Origin of the sequence: Sphingobium sp. JS3065 (genome assembly GCF_026427355.1) — a bacterium.
Classification (GTDB): domain Bacteria; phylum Pseudomonadota; class Alphaproteobacteria; order Sphingomonadales; family Sphingomonadaceae; genus Sphingobium.
Genome location: NZ_CP102664.1, coordinates 1,802,842 through 1,820,205, shown reverse-complemented (window position 1 = coordinate 1,820,205; position 17,364 = coordinate 1,802,842). Strand labels below are relative to the sequence as shown.

General features: G+C 64.2%; 19 protein-coding genes. 5 read left to right on the top strand and 14 right to left on the bottom strand.

The window, feature by feature from the left end; translation table 11 throughout:
• Positions 1-236 precede the first annotated feature (236 nt).
• The 4 genes from NUH86_RS08660 to purS form a co-directional block, all read right to left on the bottom strand.
• On the bottom strand, positions 237-740 hold the full coding sequence (locus tag NUH86_RS08660; RefSeq protein ID WP_416365309.1) for an IS110 family transposase: 504 nt from the start codon (positions 738-740) through the stop codon (positions 237-239).
• Positions 741-871: 131 nt separating this feature from the next.
• The gene (locus NUH86_RS08655; RefSeq protein ID WP_267249128.1) at positions 872-1,219 is read right to left on the bottom strand and encodes a hypothetical protein; all 348 of its coding nucleotides are present in this window, start codon (positions 1,217-1,219) and stop codon (positions 872-874) included.
• A 346-nt stretch (positions 1,220-1,565) separates the two neighbouring features.
• Positions 1,566-2,240, bottom strand: a complete 675-nt coding sequence (gene purQ / locus NUH86_RS08650; protein ID WP_267249127.1) for a phosphoribosylformylglycinamidine synthase subunit PurQ — start codon at positions 2,238-2,240, stop codon at positions 1,566-1,568.
• A 3-nt stretch (positions 2,241-2,243) separates the two neighbouring features.
• On the bottom strand, positions 2,244-2,477 hold the full coding sequence (gene purS, locus NUH86_RS08645; RefSeq protein ID WP_267249126.1) for a phosphoribosylformylglycinamidine synthase subunit PurS: 234 nt from the start codon (positions 2,475-2,477) through the stop codon (positions 2,244-2,246).
• Positions 2,478-2,586: 109 nt separating this feature from the next.
• Between purS and NUH86_RS08640 the strand changes: the two genes are divergently transcribed.
• Positions 2,587-3,339 carry a sulfite exporter TauE/SafE family protein gene (locus tag NUH86_RS08640; RefSeq protein ID WP_267249125.1) on the top strand — a complete coding sequence of 251 codons (753 nt, stop codon included), beginning with the start codon at positions 2,587-2,589 and terminating at the stop codon, positions 3,337-3,339.
• 34 nt (positions 3,340-3,373) lie between these two features.
• Here the strand turns inward: NUH86_RS08640 and purC are convergent, their stop codons facing one another.
• The 6 genes from purC to NUH86_RS08610 all read right to left on the bottom strand — a co-directional run bounded on the left by purC (position 3,374) and on the right by NUH86_RS08610 (position 8,731).
• The gene (gene purC / locus NUH86_RS08635; RefSeq protein WP_267249124.1) at positions 3,374-4,156 is read right to left on the bottom strand and encodes a phosphoribosylaminoimidazolesuccinocarboxamide synthase; all 783 of its coding nucleotides are present in this window, start codon (positions 4,154-4,156) and stop codon (positions 3,374-3,376) included.
• A 131-nt stretch (positions 4,157-4,287) separates the two neighbouring features.
• Entirely contained in the window at positions 4,288-4,416 is a 129-nt protein-coding gene (locus NUH86_RS08630; RefSeq protein WP_267249123.1) for a hypothetical protein, read from the bottom strand.
• A gap of 31 nt (positions 4,417-4,447) precedes the next feature.
• The gene (gene otsA / locus NUH86_RS08625) at positions 4,448-5,851 is read right to left on the bottom strand and encodes an alpha,alpha-trehalose-phosphate synthase (UDP-forming) (RefSeq protein WP_267252074.1); all 1,404 of its coding nucleotides are present in this window, start codon (positions 5,849-5,851) and stop codon (positions 4,448-4,450) included.
• Between the two features lie 25 nt (positions 5,852-5,876).
• A complete protein-coding gene (locus NUH86_RS08620) occupies positions 5,877-7,682 on the bottom strand; it encodes a glycoside hydrolase family 15 protein (RefSeq protein WP_267252073.1) in 1,806 nt (601 codons plus the stop codon).
• Between the two features lie 73 nt (positions 7,683-7,755).
• Positions 7,756-8,520, bottom strand: a complete 765-nt coding sequence (otsB, locus tag NUH86_RS08615; RefSeq protein WP_267249122.1) for a trehalose-phosphatase — start codon at positions 8,518-8,520, stop codon at positions 7,756-7,758.
• Between the two features lie 70 nt (positions 8,521-8,590).
• Positions 8,591-8,731, bottom strand: coding sequence for a hypothetical protein (locus tag NUH86_RS08610; RefSeq protein WP_267249121.1), 141 nt, complete (start codon positions 8,729-8,731; stop codon positions 8,591-8,593).
• 131 nt (positions 8,732-8,862) lie between these two features.
• On the opposite strand from NUH86_RS08610, the gene NUH86_RS08605 reads away from it, so the two are divergent.
• The 3 genes from NUH86_RS08605 to NUH86_RS08595 all read left to right on the top strand — a co-directional run bounded on the left by NUH86_RS08605 (position 8,863) and on the right by NUH86_RS08595 (position 13,949).
• Complete coding sequence (locus tag NUH86_RS08605; protein WP_267249120.1) at positions 8,863-9,783, top strand: LysR substrate-binding domain-containing protein; 921 nt, start codon at positions 8,863-8,865, stop codon at positions 9,781-9,783.
• A 43-nt stretch (positions 9,784-9,826) separates the two neighbouring features.
• Entirely contained in the window at positions 9,827-12,115 is a 2,289-nt protein-coding gene (gene parC, locus NUH86_RS08600; RefSeq protein WP_267249119.1) for a DNA topoisomerase IV subunit A, read from the top strand.
• Positions 12,116-12,197: 82 nt separating this feature from the next.
• Positions 12,198-13,949: a putative bifunctional diguanylate cyclase/phosphodiesterase gene (locus tag NUH86_RS08595; protein ID WP_416365308.1), complete on the top strand. Its 1,752-nt coding sequence runs from the start codon at positions 12,198-12,200 to the stop codon at positions 13,947-13,949.
• Here the strand turns inward: NUH86_RS08595 and NUH86_RS08590 are convergent.
• From NUH86_RS08590 to NUH86_RS08575, 4 genes are read right to left on the bottom strand one after another with little or no spacing between them, the layout of a single operon-like run.
• Positions 13,913-15,121: a CCA tRNA nucleotidyltransferase gene (locus tag NUH86_RS08590; RefSeq protein WP_267249117.1), complete on the bottom strand. Its 1,209-nt coding sequence runs from the start codon at positions 15,119-15,121 to the stop codon at positions 13,913-13,915. The genes NUH86_RS08595 and NUH86_RS08590 overlap by 37 nt on opposite strands.
• Positions 15,102-15,713: a CoA pyrophosphatase gene (locus NUH86_RS08585; RefSeq protein WP_267249116.1), complete on the bottom strand. Its 612-nt coding sequence runs from the start codon at positions 15,711-15,713 to the stop codon at positions 15,102-15,104. The genes NUH86_RS08590 and NUH86_RS08585 overlap by 20 nt, the downstream gene beginning before the upstream one ends.
• Positions 15,710-16,276, bottom strand: a complete 567-nt coding sequence (locus NUH86_RS08580; RefSeq protein ID WP_267249115.1) for a DUF1285 domain-containing protein — start codon at positions 16,274-16,276, stop codon at positions 15,710-15,712. Before NUH86_RS08580 ends, NUH86_RS08585 begins: the two co-directional genes overlap by 4 nt.
• Before the next feature lie 45 nt (positions 16,277-16,321).
• Positions 16,322-16,840: a GNAT family N-acetyltransferase gene (locus tag NUH86_RS08575; protein ID WP_267249114.1), complete on the bottom strand. Its 519-nt coding sequence runs from the start codon at positions 16,838-16,840 to the stop codon at positions 16,322-16,324.
• A 127-nt stretch (positions 16,841-16,967) separates the two neighbouring features.
• On the opposite strand from NUH86_RS08575, the gene NUH86_RS08570 reads away from it, so the two are divergent.
• On the top strand, positions 16,968-17,351 hold the full coding sequence (locus NUH86_RS08570; protein WP_267249113.1) for a dihydroneopterin aldolase: 384 nt from the start codon (positions 16,968-16,970) through the stop codon (positions 17,349-17,351).
• Positions 17,352-17,364 lie beyond the last annotated feature (13 nt).

Below are 17,364 nucleotides of genomic sequence, written 5' to 3'. Positions count from 1 at the left end.
GTCCTTGTCAGGGCGGACTTGCTGGCCATCAGGCCCTAAAACCTGTCGTCTCGACACCTCAAGCAGGGCTATCTTTCATCTCTCTATAAAATGAGTAGATATATGCGCGAGCACATCGCTCCGCAGCTTCCTAAGAAACAGCCATATCGGGCTCTGGCGGCAATAGCTGGAGTGAGAAGCCGAAGGTCTTGGCGCGGCGCTGGAGATTGCCGATCACCCGGCTGCGAGATCGTTCCTCATATTGTGAGGCGCCGGGGTCGTGGTACGCGATGCCGTACCGCAAGCTGTTGTAGAACAGCACAGCTATCTTGCGGGCGGTGGCCGTAGGCCCGCATGGTTGCAACGCCTGCTACCGGACGGAAACTTCCCCGCAACAGCCCATAGCTATGAAGGCGTTGCAGCCAGGCGGCATCACTGACATCGGTTTTGCGGCCGGGCACGTTCTTGGCGTAGCGCGCATTGACGAGGATGACGTTGAAGCCGTGCTGCTCCAACACTTCATAGGCCGGAATCCAGTAAACACCGGTGGATTCCATCGCCACGCTGGTAACGCCGCATGCCTTGAACCAGCGAGCCATCTCATGTAGGTCGCCGGTGAACGTGCCAAATGCCCGCACAGGATTATCGTCCGCCTGCGGATTGATGGCCGCCATGTGCATGGTCGAACCGATGTCGATGGCAGCGGCGCCTCTGTTCACCATCGCCAATGCGTCCGCGCCTGGGGGCTTTGCTCCTGTCATTCCACGTCCTCCTCCAAATCGGGAGGATATGGGCTATGCCAACCGTCATCTTCCTAATCGGGATCGCCGCAGCACGACGTCACCACTCTCAAGTACGCAAATGCCCACGGGCCACGTTTTTTAACGGGGTGTCATGCCTCCAATAAGCGATCGGCCGCGACCCTCCTGGCCCATCTAGAGCACGGCCCGTTTCTACCCCACACAGGCGGGCTCAGCCCGGGACCGGTTTTTTTGAAGCTGATACCTTCGCCGATGAAGAAGCGCGATAGCATGCTCGTGTCCGCACGGACCCCCCGCTCGACCAAAAGCTTTGCTGACAGGGCCGACAGCGTGATGTCCGGCTCGGTCGCGATCGCCGCCAGAAGCCAGTCTCGTTCGGGCTTCACCTTCGATGGACGATGCCCGCCCGTTCCCGCACAGCGCCGGTCACCAACGCGCTCGTAGCGCTGCGCCCACTTGATCGCTGATGCCTCGCTCACGCCAAAACGGCGTCAGGCCGAGCGTCGGCTCTCGCCGCCCCGCACCACAGCGTCGATCACCCGATCTCGCAAATCTTGAGAATAGGATCGTGGCATAAGGGCTGGCCTCCATACCCAGCCCTCAGCTTGAATCACATCCAAACAGCCTTGGAAATCCCGCAATTCAATCTATTCACCGAAGGCTCCAAGGGGTAGCGCTTATCGGTCATCCTGGCGAAAGCTGGGATCTCGTGGGGCCAGGTCGTGCCCTATCGCCTGAGATCCCAGCTTTCGCTGGGATGACGATTGGTTTGCGGGGCCTTGCGTCGGAGATGAACAAATGGATGCGACGTAGACGCTCGACCGCTCAGGCCCGGGCCAGCAACCCTTCCACCAGCCCCTCGAACAGCCGCCGTCCGTCCGTCGCGCCATGGGCCGCCTCGATCACCCGTTCGGGATGCGGCATCATGCCCAGCACATTGCCGGCTTCGTTCAGGATGCCTGCGATGTTCCGCGCCGACCCGTTAACGCTCTCCGCATAGCGCAGCGCCACCCGGCCTTCGCCTTCCAGCCGGTCCAGCGTCGCCGCATCGGCGAAATAATTACCGTCATGATGCGCCACCGGAAAGCTGATCGCCTCACCCGCCTCATAGCGGCTGGTGAAGGCGCTCTGCGCATTCTCGACCGTCAGCGCCACGTCGCGGCAGACGAAATGCCCGCCCGCATTGCGCAGCAGCGCGCCCGGCAGCAGTCCGCTTTCGGTCAGCACCTGGAAACCGTTGCAGATGCCGAGCACATGGGCGCCCCGGTCAGCCGCCCTGGCCACCGCCTGCATCACCGGCGAACGGGCCGCCATCGCACCGGAGCGCAGATAATCGCCATAGGAAAAGCCGCCCGGCACGCCGATCAGGTCGATATCGTCCGGCAGTTCGGTGTCGCGGTGCCAGATCATGGCGGGCTTCGCGCCGGTCGCCGCCTCGAACGCCACGGCGAGGTCGCGGTCGCAATTGCTGCCGGGGAAGACGATGACGGCGCTCTTCATGGCTCAGGCCACCTTTTCGACGCTGTAGTTTTCGATCACGGTATTGGCCAGCAGCTTGCGGCACATGGCGTCGATATCCTCGTCGCTGGTGCCGTCCGCCAGGTCCAGCTCGATCAGCTTGCCCGCGCGCACGTCATTGACGCCGCCAAAGCCAAGGCCTTCCAGCGCGTGATGGATCGCCTTGCCCTGCGGGTCGAGGACACCGCCCTTGAGGGTGACGAAGATGCGGGCTTTCATGAGGCAGGAAACTCCGTAATCAGGCTTTCGCGCACCCCCTAATCTTCTCGGCCCCCGCAGGCAAGGCATTATACTTTCCTGGTCGGCCGCGTTGCTTTAGGCGGACGCGATGAATCAGGAATATCTTTATTTTACATGCGCCATCGCGGCCGTGATCCTGTCCGGCCTTGCCAAGGGCGGGTTCGCCGGGGTCGGGGCGCTGGCCATGCCGATCATGGCCCTGGGCGTGGACCCGGTAAAGGGGGCCGCGATCCTGCTGCCTATCCTGATCCTGCAGGACGCCGTCAGCGTCTGGTCGTTTCGCCATAGCTGGGACCGGCATATAGCGAAGGTCATGTTGCCGGGAATGGCGATGGGGGTCGCCATCGGCTATGTCTTCGCGGCCCAGGTTTCCGAAGTCGCGGTGCTGGGCGTGCTGGGCCTGATTTCGGCGCTGTTCGGCCTGCAACGCCTCTGGGTGGAGCGCGGCGGTGCGATGGTGCTGCCGTCCAATTCGCCGAGCTGGATCGGCATGCTGTTCGGCGTGGCGAGCGGCTTCACCAGCCAGATAGCCCATGCGGGGTCGCCGCCTTTCCAGATGTGGGTGCTGCCCAAGCGTCTGCCCCGCGACACGCTGGTCGGGACGACGGCAGTCACCTTTGCCACGATGAACTGGATGAAGGTTCCCGCCTATGCCGCGCTGGGGCAGTTCACCAGGACCAACCTGCTGGCGACCGCGACGCTGATTCCCGTGGCCGTCGCGGCGACCTTGGCGGGCGTGGTGCTGGTGAAGCGGGTGGATGCGGCGCGCTTCTACACGCTCATCTATGTGTTGATGGTGCTGCTGGGTATCAAGCTGCTGGTGGACGCGCTGCTCGCCTGAGCAATCTGCTCCAAGCAGCGCGCCGGAATTCAGGTCAATCCTTGCCGCGCTTCTTGCGGTGGGTATCCAGGTCGAGGACGGTCGTGTCCGCGCCTTCGGGCATCAAGCCCAGGCGGCGGGCGACTTCCTGATAGGCCTCCACTTCGCCGCCCAGATCGCGGCGGAAACGGTCCTTGTCCAGCTTTTCGCCGGTCGCCATGTCCCACAGGCGGCAGCCGTCCGGGCTGATTTCGTCGGCCAGGATGACGCGGCTATATTCGCCGTCCCACAGGCGGCCGAACTCCAGCTTGAAATCGATCAGGCGGATGCCGATGCCCGCGAACAGGCCGCACATGAAGTCGTTGATGCGGATCGCCATGTCGGCGATGTCGTGCATCTCCTCCTGCGTGGCCCAGCCGAAGCAGGCGATATGTTCTTCGGACACCAGCGGGTCGCCCAGCGCATCGTCCTTGTAGCAATATTCGATCAGCGTGCGGGGAAGTTGCGTGCCTTCCTCGATGCCCAGCTTCTTGCTGAGCGAACCGGCGGCGACGTTGCGCACCACGACCTCGATCGGAACGATCTCCACCTGGCGGACGAGCTGTTCGCGCATGTTGAGGCGGCGGATGAAGTGGGTGGGAACGCCGATCTGGCCGAGCAGGGTGAAGATATGCTCGGAAATACGGTTGTTGAGGACGCCCTTGCCCGAAATCGTGCCCTTCTTCTGGGCATTGAAGGCGGTCGCGTCATCCTTGAAATATTGGATGATCGTACCCGGCTCGGGGCCTTCGTAAAGGATCTTTGCCTTGCCTTCGTAGATCTGGCGGCGACGGGCCATATGCGGTTCCTGTCTTCCCAAAAAAGAAATGCGCCCCGGCAAACGCGAATCGGGAAGGATCAGCGGGTGCCGGGGCTGCTTGGGCTGGCCCTTAGACCAAAGTGGGCAAGGGTGCAAATATATGGGAAGCCCTACAATACGTCCCCGAACATGAACCAGACGAGCGTGAGCCAAGCCACCAGCCCGACCGCGCCCAATATGACGCCCGACCGGGCGCGGATGGCGGCGATCGGGCCGCGCGCTTCTTCTTCCTGTTCCATCGCCGCGACAGTAGCGGCAGATCGGGGAAAGTTAAGCCGGTTCCGCTTCCGGTTTCATTTCGCCGTTGCGCTGCACCGCCATCAGCCGTTCGGTGAAGCGCTGGCGCCACCAACTGATGTCCTGTTGCTCCACGCTGTCCATCATGGCGCGCCAGCGGCGCTTGCGCTCGTCCAGCGGCATGGCGAGTGCGCGGTTGATGGCGTCGGACATCTCCTCCGGGCTGTAGGGGTTGATCAGCAGCGCGTCCTTGAGCTGCTGGGCGGCGCCCGCGAAGCGCGACAGGATGAGGACGCCCGGATCGTCGGGATTTTGGGCGGCCACATATTCCTTGGCGACCAGATTCATGCCATCGCGCAACGGCGTGACCAGGCCGATCTTCGCGGCGCGATAGATACCTGCCAGCTTGTCGCGGGGATAGCCCTGGTTGACGTAGCGGATCGGTGTCCAGTCGACATCGCTATATTCGCCGTTGATCCGGCCGGCGAGGGAATCCAGCGTCGCGCGGATATGCCGATAGCTTTCCACCTCCCCGCGGGAGGGCGGCGCGATCTGGGTCAACACCACATTGCGATGATGTTCGCCATGGTCCTTCAGGAAGCGGGCATAGCCGTTGAACCGTTCCTCCAGCCCCTTGCTGTAGTCCAGCCGGTCGACCCCCACGATCATGACGCGGTCCTGCAACGATCGGCGGACCTTTTCGTACATTTCCCCGGCCGTTTCGCTGACGGCGGCATGGGCGAATTCCTGCGCGTTGATCCCGATCGGGCAGGCGATGGCCTGAATGGTCCGGTTGCCCAGCGTCACCAGGTCGCCGTCCACGGTGCCGCCCATTTCCCGTTCCACATAATGGCGGAAGGATTCCAGCCATTCCTCGGTATGGAAGCCCACGACATCATAGGCGAAAAGGGCCTGCACCAATTTGGTGTGATGGGGCAGCGACACCAGCAGCCGGGTCGGCGGCCAGGGGATGTGCAGGAAGAAGCCCATGCGATTGTCATGGCCCCGGTCCCGCAGCATCCGGCCCAGCGGGATCATGTGATAATCCTGGACCCAGATGATGTCTTCGGGTTCGATCAGCGGGCCGGTGGTGTCGGCGAAACGCTGATTGACGCGGTTGTAGCCGCCCTCGAAATCGCGTTCATATTCGGCCAGGTCGATGCGGAAGTGGAACAGCGGCCAGAGCGTCTTGTTGGCGTAGCCGTTATAATATTCGTCGACATCCTGTTCTTCCAGGTCGATGGTCGCGGTCTTGACCCCGTCATCCTCGGCAAAGCCGATCTGGCCGGTGAAATTTTCCGTCACCTCGCCGGACCAGCCGACCCATATGCCCCGGCTTTCCCGCAGGGCCTGGGAAAGGGCGACGGCCAGGCCGCCCTGGTTGCCGGTCTGGCTGGGTCTGCTGACCCGGTTGGAAATGACGATCAGGCGGCTCATGTCGAGCGCTTCCATTTCAAGCGGCTCATCGCATCACGCTCCATGGTTTGCTCAAGAGCACGGCGCAGTTGATGATGCCGACCAATGAGTAGGTTTGAGGATAGTTCCCCCACAATTCCCCGGTAGCGGGGTCGATATCCTCCGACAGCAGGCCCGCAGCCGTGCGGCGGGTCAGCATCTCTTCGAACAGGGTCCGCGCCTCCTCCCCCCGGCCGGTGCGGTGCAGCGCCTCGATCAGCCAGAATGTGCAGACGTTGAAGGCGGTGACCGGCTCCCCGAAATCGTCCGGCGCGCTGTAGCGGAGCATGTCGTTGCCGCGCCGCAGATCCTGTTCCAGTGCCTTAAGCGTCCCGACGAACATGGGATTGTCCGCCGTCAGGAAACGCAGGTCGAGCAATTGGAGCAGGGATGCGTCCCGCGCATCATCCTCGAAATTGGCGGAGATGGCGTTGCTGTCGGTGCGCCAGGCGGATTGGAGGATGCGGGCCTTCATGACCTCCGCCCGCTCGCGCCAATAGGCTTCGCGTTCCGGTCGGCCAACCGCTATGGCCGCGTGGGCGAGGCGGTCGCACGCGGCCCAGCACATCACCGCGCTGTAGCTGTGGACATGGGCGCGGGTGCGCAATTCCCAAAGGCCCGCATCGGGCTGGTCATAGACCTGCCAGGCCCGCTCGCCCACGGCCTCCAGCGCCTCGAAATCCGCCTCGCCCGCCATGCGGAGCAGGCGCTGGTCGATGAAGCCCTGGACGGAGGAGAGGACGATCTGCCCATAGGCGTCATGCTGGATCTGCGCATAGGCGGCGTTGCCGATTCGCACTGGGCCCATGCCGCGATATCCGGGCAGGTTCTGCGCCTCCCGCTCCGCCAGCGTGGCCTTGCCGCGCACATCGTAGAGCGGCTGGATATGCCCGCCTCGCGCGCCGTCGACGATGTTGCGCAGATAGACGAGATAGCTTTCCAGCACGTCCAGCGCGCCCAGCCGGTTGAGCGCCTCCACCGTATAATAGGCGTCCCTGATCCAGCAGTAGCGATAATCCCAGTTGCGGCCGCTGTCGGCATGTTCGGGGATGCTGGTGGTCAGCGCCGCGACGATCGCTCCGGTTTCCTCATGCTGGCAGAGCTTCAGCGTGATGGCGGAACGGATGACCGCCTCCTGCCATTCGGCGGGGATGGCCAGGCCGCGCACCCAGATCTGCCATTCGTGGATGGTGTCGTCCAGCATCCGCTCTACCGCCGGGCGGAGGGCGTCGGAAAAGCTTTCGTCCGGCCCCAGGAAGAAATGCATGTCATGTTCGATCCGGAACCAGCTTTCCTGGCTGATCAGGCCGATGGGCGCATTGGTGGACACGCGCATGGCCATGTAGGACAGCACCAACCGGATATGGTTGGAGCCGTAGCTGATCGGCACTCGTTCCGAATGCCAGGACGTGGTCGGGCGCAGCCGGACGCGAATGCGGGGACTCCCCGAAATCGGCCGGACGATGCGGGCGAAGGCCACCGGGCGATACATGCGGCCCTGATGCTTGTGGCGAGGGCAGAAATCGTAAAGCTCTATCGCATTGCCCTGATCGTCGGTCTGGCGGGTGACCAGGACCGGGGTGTTGCGGATATAATGCTGCTCGATCCGGACGCAGTTCTCCAACTCTATGGCCCAGAAGCCGCGAGCGTCCGGCGAGTCCCAGGCGGCATCGTCCAGCAGCGCGGAAAAGACCGGGTCGCCGTCCACGCGGGGGACGCATGCCCAGATGATCCGACCGGCGCGGTCGATCAGCGCCGATGCCTGGCAATTGCCGATGGGCCAGAGGTCGAGCGACCGTTCGCCGCCGCCCATCATGTCCTTTTTCTGCGTCGCTATCGGTCTGTCCCCCTTGTTCGTGCACGACAGGGGGCGCCGGACCGTTGAATCAGTCGATGCCGGCGATCCCCTGGGCAAGATAATGCCTGACGGCGGCAACCTGTTCCAAAGAGAATGCGGCGAGCGTGGCCCGGGGCGCGCCGACCAGAACCCCTGCGCCGCCCAGGTCGCGGGCGACGGCAAAGCCCTCTTCATCGGTCACGTCATCCCCGATGAACAGAGGTTTTCCGCCTTGCATCGGCCTTCGCTGCATCAGGGTCCGGATGGCCGTGCCCTTGTCGGCGCCGCCGGGCCGCAATTCGTAGAGCATCTTGCCGGGTTGCAGCGCCAGGCCAAGCTGGTCCGCCAGCCTTTCGGCAAGATCGCGGGCCGCCTGCCCCCATTGCGGAGCGCCGCGAAAATGGAGGCCGACGCTGATGGTCTTGCGTTCGACCAGCAGGCCGGGTTTGTGGACGGCGAAGGACTGGAAGGCGGTTTCGGCATCGTCGATGGCGGGCAGGCGGGCGGGCGCTTCGGTCGTTTCGCCGGGTTCCGCGAATTCCAGCCCATGGGTGCCCGCCAGCAGAAAGGCGCCGAAACCCAGATCCCGCAACGTCGCGACCGACCGGCCGCTGACGATGGCCAGCCGGCCGTCCAGCCGATCGTGCAGCCGTTCCAGCAGGGCAAGCAGTTCGTCGTCCACCACGACGCCGTCGGGCGTGTCCGCGATCGGCGCCAGCGTGCCGTCGAAGTCCAGGAACAGCGCCGCCCCGATCAGCAGCGCGGGCGGCGGAGGGGGAAGATCGGGAAGAGGGGGAAGGCGGGACTCGGACACGCGCGCAAAGTGGCGCATGGCGCGGAATGCGCAAGCCCCGTCTGACGCCGATCGCGATTTTCGTGCGGCTTCATCGCCGTTCCTCCGTCCAGGGCGCGGACCAGGCGATGCGATGGAGCGTGCAGAAGGCCTGCATGATGGCGGCGATCATGCCGGAGAGGGATGTTCCATGGCCGTTGGCGCACGGCCGGGCGTCGTCAGACAAGCGCATGACGGGTTCCTTCTTTCCATGAATGAATGAGCGAACTGCATTCGTTTCGCTGCAATGCCTATCGTCCATTTCCGTAGCGATCGCCAACAAAAGGATGGACGGCGCATATAAGGCTGGCTTATTAATGAGGGATGAGCCAATTGCCGCCCCTGTCCGCCGTCCGCGTGTTCGAAGCTGCCGCCCGGCTGGAGAATTTCACCGCCGCCGCGCAGGAATTGGGGATGACCCAGGCGGCGGTCAGCTATCAGGTGAAATTGCTGGAAGAAAGGCTGGGGATCAGCCTGTTCCAGCGGGCGGGGCGGAAAGTGACGCTGACCGACAAGGGGCGGGAGATCGCGTCCATCCTTACCCGCGCCTTCGACCAGATGCGGCAGGGTTTCGCCGCGCTGACGCAGGATCATTCGACGGTGCTGACGGTCAGTTGTTCCAACAGCTTCGCGCATCTCTGGCTGGCGCCCCGGATCGGGACGTTCCAGATGCGCCAGCCGGGGCTGGCGGTGCGGATCGACGCGACCGACCGGGTCGTGGATTTCGCCCGCGACGGCGTGGATGTCGCGGTGCGGGGTGGGGAGGGGAAATGGCCGGGGACGGAGGCGAAGCTGCTGACCCATAACCGGCTTGCGCCCCTGTGCAGCCCCGGCTGGCTGGCGAAGAACGGGCCGATTGCCGATGCCCATGCGCTGCACGCCATGCCGCGCCTGTCGCCGGACGACATGTGGTGGCATGAATGGTTCGCCGGGGTCGGCGTGGAGGCCGATGGCAAGGCGCTGCCCCCCGGCATCGCGCTGGATTCCCAGGTGATGGAGGGGCGCGCCGCCATGGCCGGGCAGGGCGTCGCCATCGTCAACCTGTTCCTGTGGAAGGCGGAAGTGGAGGCCGGGTTGCTGGTGGAGGCCGTGCCTTCCTATGTGAAGGAGCGGGCTAGCTATTGGGTGGCCTACCCGCCCCATGCCCGCAACACGCCCAAGGTGAAGGCCTTTCGCGACTGGATCGGCGCGGAGTTCGCACGGGAAATAGCCGCCGATCCCGAAGGGCGTTATCTGCCGCGCTAAACCCCGTTTCCGTTTTGTCGCGGCGCTGCTATTCCCCTTCGCGATGACCGATTTTCGTGACCCGTTCGACGCTATCAAGGATCACCCGTTCGACGATGCGCTGTCCCAGCGTTATCTCGTCTATGCGCTTTCCACCATCACCGCCCGGTCGCTGCCGGACCTGCGCGACGGGTTGAAGCCGGTGCATCGGCGGCTGCTCTGGGCGATGCGGCTGCTGCGGATGGAGCCGGGCGGCGCTTCGCCCGACGTGCTGGTCGCCAATCCGGCGCGCAACACCACCTCCTACAAGAAATGCGCCCGCGTCGTCGGTGACGTGATCGGCAAATATCACCCGCATGGCGATGCGTCGGTCTATGACGCCATGGTGCGTCTGGCGCAGGATTTCTCGCTGCGCACGCCGCTGGTCGACGGGCAGGGCAATTTCGGCAATATCGACGGCGATAATGCGGCGGCCATGCGCTATACCGAGGCGCGGCTGACGCAGGCGGCGGCCGACCTGATGGCGGGTCTGGACGAGGGCACCGTCGAATTCCGCCCGACCTATAATGGCGAGGATCAGGAGCCGGAGGTTTTCCCCGGCCTTTTCCCCAATCTGCTCGCCAATGGCGCGACCGGCATCGCGGTCGGCATGGCGACCAGTATCCCGCCGCACAATGTGTCGGAGCTGATCGACGCCGCCAGCCTGCTGATCGACAATCCCGATGCCGAACATGCCGACCTGATGCAGGTCGTGCGCGGGCCGGACTATCCGACGGGCGGCGTGCTGGTCGACAGCCCCTCCATCATTTCAGAGGCTTATGCGACGGGGCGGGGATCGTTTCGAACCCGCGCCCGCTGGCACAAGGAGGATGGCGGGCGCGGCACCTGGGTCGCGGTGGTCACGCAAATCCCCTTCCAGGTGCAGAAGTCCAAGCTGATCGAGCAGATCGCGGCGCTGATCAACGACAAGAAGCTGCCGATCCTGGCCGATGTGCGGGATGAGAGCGACGAGCAGATCCGCATCGTCATCGAGCCGCGCGCCCGCACCGTCGACCCTGATGTGCTGATGGACAGCCTGTTCCGGCTTACCGATCTGGAGAATCGCTTCCCGCTGAACCTGAACGTGCTCGACGCCACGCGGACGCCAAGGGTGCTGGGCCTGAAGCCGGTCCTGATCGAATGGCTGAAACACCAGATCGACGTGCTGGTGAAGCGCGCCCAGCATCGGCTGGACAAGATCGCGGCGCGGCTGGAACTGCTCGACGGCTATATCATCGCCTATCTCAACCTGGACCGGGTGATCGAGATCATCCGCACAGAGGATGAGCCGAAAGAGGTGATGATGGCTGAATTCGGCCTCAACGACCGGCAGGCCGAGGCGATTCTCAACATGCGGCTGCGCTCCCTGCGCAAGCTGGAGGAAATGGAATTGCGGCGCGAGCATGCGGAACTGCTCAAGGAACGGGACGAACTCGTAAAGCTGGTCGAAAGCCCGGCGCGGCAGCGGACGCGGCTGAAAAAAGACCTGGCCGACCTGCGCAAGCGCTATTCGCCCGACAGCGATTTCGGCAAGCGGCGCACCCTGGTCGAGGAAGCGGCGCCGGCGCGGGAAATCCCGCTGGAGGCGATGATCGAGAAGGAACCGATCACCGTGATCCTGTCCGAACGCGGCTGGATCAGGGCGATGAGCGGGCATCGCGATCTGGCTTCGGCGGACACGCTGAAATTCAAGGAAGGTGACGGTCCGATGATCGCCTTCCACGCGCAGACGACCGACAAGCTGCTGCTGGCGACGGAGACGGGGCGCATCTTCACCCTGGGCGCGGACAAGTTGCCGGGCGGACGCGGCTTTGGCGATCCGGTGCGGTCGCTGGTCGACATGGACGGGACCGGCAATATCGTCACCCTGATGCCGGCGCGAACCGGCGGCGAACTGCTGCTGGCATCGTCGGACGGTCGCGGTTTCGTGGCGGCGGTGGCCGACGTGATCGCGGAAACCCGCAAGGGCAAGCAGGTCGTGAATGTCCGGACCGGCGCGAAGCTGAGCGTCGTGCATCCCGTCGCGCCGGAGGCGGACAGCGTCGCGGTGGTGGGTGAGAATCGCAAGCTGCTGGTCTTCCCGCTGGTGGAAATGCCGCGCATGGCGCGCGGGCAGGGCGTGCAGATGCAGCGCTATCGCGACGGCGGATTGTCGGACGCCATCGCCTTCCGCCTGTCGGACGGGCTTAGCTGGGCGATGGGCGGCGGGTCGGGCCGCACACGGACGGAAGCGGACATGACGCCATGGCGCGTCGCCAGGGGCGCCGCGGGGCGGATGCCGCCCACCGGATTCCCGCGCGATAACCGTTTCTGACAAGCGGATTTTTTTGAGACGATTTCACGAAAATCGAAATTCGTTTCCCGAAAATTTACCCATTGGACCTATCGCCGGGGACATGAAATCCACGTCGATGCGTGATCGGCCGACCGAAGCGCCGAAAATCGACCTCTCTGCGGGGGCGGATGGCGCATGTCCGTCGCATCGCGTGGCGATGGTGGACTGGCTGACCGCGCTGCCCTATCCGGCGGCCACATTTTCCTATGAAAACAACAAGTTTTCGCTGGTGGCGGCCAATGTCGCCTTCGGCAATCATTTCAATTCTCCCGCACCCGGAGAGGCCGAGCGGGCTCACGTCGCGCAGTGGCGCAAGCGTATCCTGGAATATGTCTTGTCGGGGCGCGATTCCGAAGGGTTCGAATTGCGCCGCGACGGCGCCCTGGGGCCTGAATATTTCTATTGCACCGTGGGCCGCCTGCCTGAAATGGAGGGGCAGTCCAATCTTTTCCTGTTGACCGCGCTGGACCGGACCAGCGACCGGGCCATCGAGAAGAATTTGCGGCGGGAATTGCTGTCCGACGGCTTGACCGCACTGCCCAACCGGACCGGCTTTGGCGAGGAAATCGACGACCGGCTGGCCAACATGCTCTGGCCGGACAATGCGCAGTTCGGGATCATCGCCATCGATCTCAGCCGGTTCAGCCGGGTCAATGAGTCATTGGGACCGATGGCTGGCGACGAACTGTTGATCACAGTGGCCAAGCGATTGAAGTCGAGTCTGCGCCAGGGCGATGTTCTGGCGCGGATCGGCGGCAATGATTTTGCGATTTTCGCCAGATTGAACAATGGCTTGTCGGATGCTCTTCATATCGTTCAGCGCATTCGCGATGCGCTCGGCTATCCGATCAGGCTGAGCGACCTTCAGATTCGGGTCGATTGCGCGATCGGCTGCGCATTGTCGACCCACCTGGCCGAAGACCCAGAGGATGTCGTGCGCAAGGCGCAGGCGGCGGTGAAGATCGCCAAGCGCAGCGGCAAGGTGGAAATCTACCGCAACGGCGTGCTGAAGGAGGCGCAGCGGCGCTTTTCCATAGAGAGTCGCCTGCGTGACGCGCTGCTCCAGGGCGAATTGACCCTGGCCTTCCAGCCGCTCGTTCATTTGCAGACCGGGGAGGTTACCGGTTTCGAAGCGCTGGCGCGGTGGGAAGATGCGGAACTGGGCCATGTCTCGCCGGTCGAGTTCATCGCCGTGGCGGAGGAAAGCGGGCTGATCACGTCGCTGGGGCGCTGGGCGGCCTATGAGGCGGCGCAGGCGCTCAGCCGGTGGGATGCGAAATTCGGCCAGCCGCTGCCGGTGGGCGTCAATGTGAACCTTTCCCCCATTCAGATGGCGCGGGACGATGTCGCCTCCATGTTCGAGGAAGCGCTGCGCTATTCGGGCATTTCGGGCAACCGCCTGACCGCGGAACTGACCGAAAGCGCCATCGTGGCCGATCCGGAAAAGGCGCGGAAGCTGCTGTTCGCGCTCAAGGATCTGCACATGCCGATCGCCATGGACGATTTCGGCACGGGCTATTCGAACCTGGCGAGCCTGCACAGCCTGCCGATCGACATTTTGAAGATCGACCGCAGTTTCGTGACCTCCATGCTGGAGGATCGCGACAAGGAAATCATGGTGCGCACCATCCTGTCGCTGGCGGAATCGCTGGGCCTGCATGTGACGGCGGAGGGGATAGAGACGCAGCAACTGGCCCTTGCGTTGCAGAATCTGGGCTGCTGGCAGGGGCAGGGCTATTATTTCGCGCGGCCGATGCCGGAGGTCGAAGCCTTCGACTATTGGCGGGCGCGCTGGAATTTCGAAACGGTCTGATCCGCGATCTCGGCCACGCGGGCTTCGTCGGGAAAGCCCTCCGCCACCCAGATTTCCTGAACCTGCGCCAGCGCCCTTGCCACGTCCGGGCCGGGTTGCAGGCCACGCGCGATCAGCGCGCCGCCGCTGATCGGCAGGCGGGGCGGGGTCCAGTCCGTGAGCGTCCCCATGCTATCCAGCGATGCCGCGGGATCGATCAATATCTGATCGATCGCCCCTTCGACGCCGATCCGAAAGGCGAGGGCGCGGGGCGTTTCGCCGCCACCGCCCTCCAGCGCGGTCATCAGGCGCTTGCGGGCCTTGTTGGATAATTTCAGCCGGGCGCCGACCTGATCGGCAGCGCGCGGATCGGGCGGGAGCAGGGCGGCCAGACGGCGCAGGGCGGAAAGGCCAGCGCCGGAGGCGGCTTCACGCTCGATCAGGGCGGAGAGGCGGGCAAGCCCGCTTCCGTCGATCTCCGGAACGACCGGCAGCAATATGCCCCCGTCGATCATCAGCCGAAGCGCGGCGAGGGGCCGGGGCACGGCGAGCAATTTCAGCAGTTCGTCCGCGATGCGCTCGCGTGAAAGGGCCATCAGGCTGTTGGCGGCGGCGCGGCAGGCGGCATAAGACGCCGCATCGGGCCGGTCATCGCCGAAACGGGCGAGGAAACGGAAATAACGCAGGATGCGCAGATGGTCCTCCGCGATGCGGGCGTCGGCATCCCCGATGAAGCGGACCCGATGCGCCTTCAGGTCCGCCACGCCGCCGAAGAAATCCGTAATTTCATGGGTAAGCGGGTCGGCATAAAGGGCGTTGATCGTGAAATCGCGCCGCGCCGCATCCTCCCGCCAGTCGCCGGTATAGGCGATGGTGGCGCGTCGTCCGTCAGTGCTGACATCCCGGCGCAGGGTGGTGATCTCGACCGGCCAGCCATGGATGACCGCCGTCACGGTGCCATGATCGATGCCGGTGGGAACGGCCTTGATCCCGGCGAGCTTCAGGCGTTCCATGACTCCCTTGGGGTCAATGACGGTCGCGATGTCCAGGTCGTTCACCGGCAGGCCGAGCAACCCGTCCCGTACCGCGCCGCCGACGAAGCGGACAAGGCCCTGCTCCGCGCCCAGCGCCTTGAGCAGTGCGTCCAGGCCGGGCCGATGGCGCCAGTCCGCGTCAGGAAGCAGACTGGTCATGGCCAAGCCTCCGCGAAAGATTGGCGAGGATCGCGGCGGTAATTCCCCAGATACGGCGTCCTTCCCAGAATATTTCGTAATAATGCCTCTCAACGCCCTGGAATAATATCGTTTTCCTGATCCGGTTGGCAGGGTCGAGCGCGAAGGAGAGGGGAAGCTCGAACAGATCCGCTACCTCCGTTTCCTGCGGGAAGAGAGGGAGATCGGGCGGGATCACCCCCAGCACCGGCACGATGTCGAAGCCGGTGAAGGTATGATAGCGATCCGACGTGCCGATGATGTCGACGACATGGGGAAGCAGGCCGATTTCCTCCCGCGCCTCCCGCAAGGCTCCGGCGATTTCGTCGCTGTCGTCATCGTCGATCCGCCCGCCGGGAAAGGCGACCTGTCCCGCATGCTTGCGCAATTTCGCCGAACGCTGGGTCAGGATCAGGCCGGGTTCGGGGCGGTCGGTGATGGCGACCAAGACGGCGGCGGGGGCCAGGACAAGGTCGCCTTCTATGCGGGGATCGCGCGTGTCCGACGGCAACAGGCTGGCTTCGCGTTCATGCCCCTCCTTCAATGCGGTCCGCAGCCGCTCCGCCAGCGTCATGCCGATCCGTCCAGTGCGAAGAAGGCGCCGTTGCTCCAGAGGCCGATGGGGTCGGCGCCTTCGTCCAGGGCAAGGTTCATCAGCTCATAATAGACGCTGCGGGCGATCAGCGCTTCCAGCCCGCCGCGCACATGGAGATAGGGATGCGGCCCGTCCGGCGTCTCTCGCAGGGCAAGCGCATTGTCTGGCCCGGCGGCGACCAGATCGCCGGTGTTGAGGCGAAAGGCCAGGCTGCGGTCCCGCCCGTCGCCTTCGGTCTTGAGTTCCACCGCGACGAAGGGCGCGTCCTCCACCTCGATAGAGAGCTTTTCGACCGGCGTGACCAGCACATAGCCGCCATCCCCCTCCCGGCGCAGGATGGTGGAAAAGAGGCGGACCATGGCTTCGCGGCCGATGGGCGATCCTTGATGGAACCAGGTGCCGTCGCGGGCGATGCGCATGTCGCTGTCGCCGCAATGGTCGGGATTCCATTTCTCCACCGGCGGCAGCCGCTTTTCCGCGAGCAGGCGCGCGATATCCGTCAGGGAAAGGCTGGCGAGATCGGGGGGCGGCTCCATCGGCATAGGGCGGAGATAGGAGCCGGAGCGCCCGAAGGCAAAAGGGAAATTTCAGGCCTGGACGGTGATCCGGGGGCTGAGCATGCCCTTGCCGCCGATGGCGCGTCCGTCGACGGAGAGCGCCAGCAGGCGGCGCGCCTCGAACGGGCCGGGGCAGTTCCAGCCGCTGGTTCCTTCGGCGGAAAAGCCCCAGAAGCGGCCGTAATATTCAGGATCGCCGATCATCATCAGCGGATCGCTGCGATGGGTGCGGGCGGCGGTGACCATCGCGTCCATCATCGCGCGGCCATGGCCGGTGCCCTGGGCGGACGGGTCGACGGCGACGGGGCCGACCATGATCAGCGGCGTCTGGCTGCCATCGTCATGGGTGAGCGCGACGGGCCAGCTTTGCAGCGACCCGACGAGCCTGCCCTTCTCATCCTCTATCCCAAAGGACAGTTCGGGGAGCCAGGGCATGCCGTCGCGAATCAGATAGGCGGTGCGGCCGTGCCGGTCAGCGCCGAAGGCCGCGTCGAGCAGATGCTCGACCGCGTCCTGCGACATGATGTTGAGGGGCACTATAACAGACACGTCTTGCCGATCCGTCCTCAATGGCGCATGGACGCGCCGAGAGCGGCGGGCTTTAGCGCGTGGCTCGCAAAATAAAAGTCTAAACTGGACCCCGCCCGCAGCGGGAACCGGGCGAATGTGGCGAGCTATGAACAGCGGATTTGACGATTTTCTGACGTTGGAGGTCAATCATCTGGATGTGGATGTCCTGACAGGCATCTATTCCGAAGAGACGCACCTGCCGCAGCCGCTGCGCATTTCCATCCGGGCCAAGCTGAAGATCGCGGATCATTATGATCCCGACACGCCCCTGTCGCGGTCCAAAAACTATATGGACCTGAAGCATGCCGCGACCGCGGCGTTGCCGGAAGGGCAGCATTTCACGCTGATCGAAGCGGTGGCCGACCATATCATCGAGACGATCTTCCTTCAGGACGACAAGGTCAGCCATGTCGAGGTGAAGATCGTGAAACTCGCCCTCAGCGAGAAGGGCGAGGAAATCGGCATCACCATGGGGCGCGGGCGGAAATAGCCCCGCCCGAAAC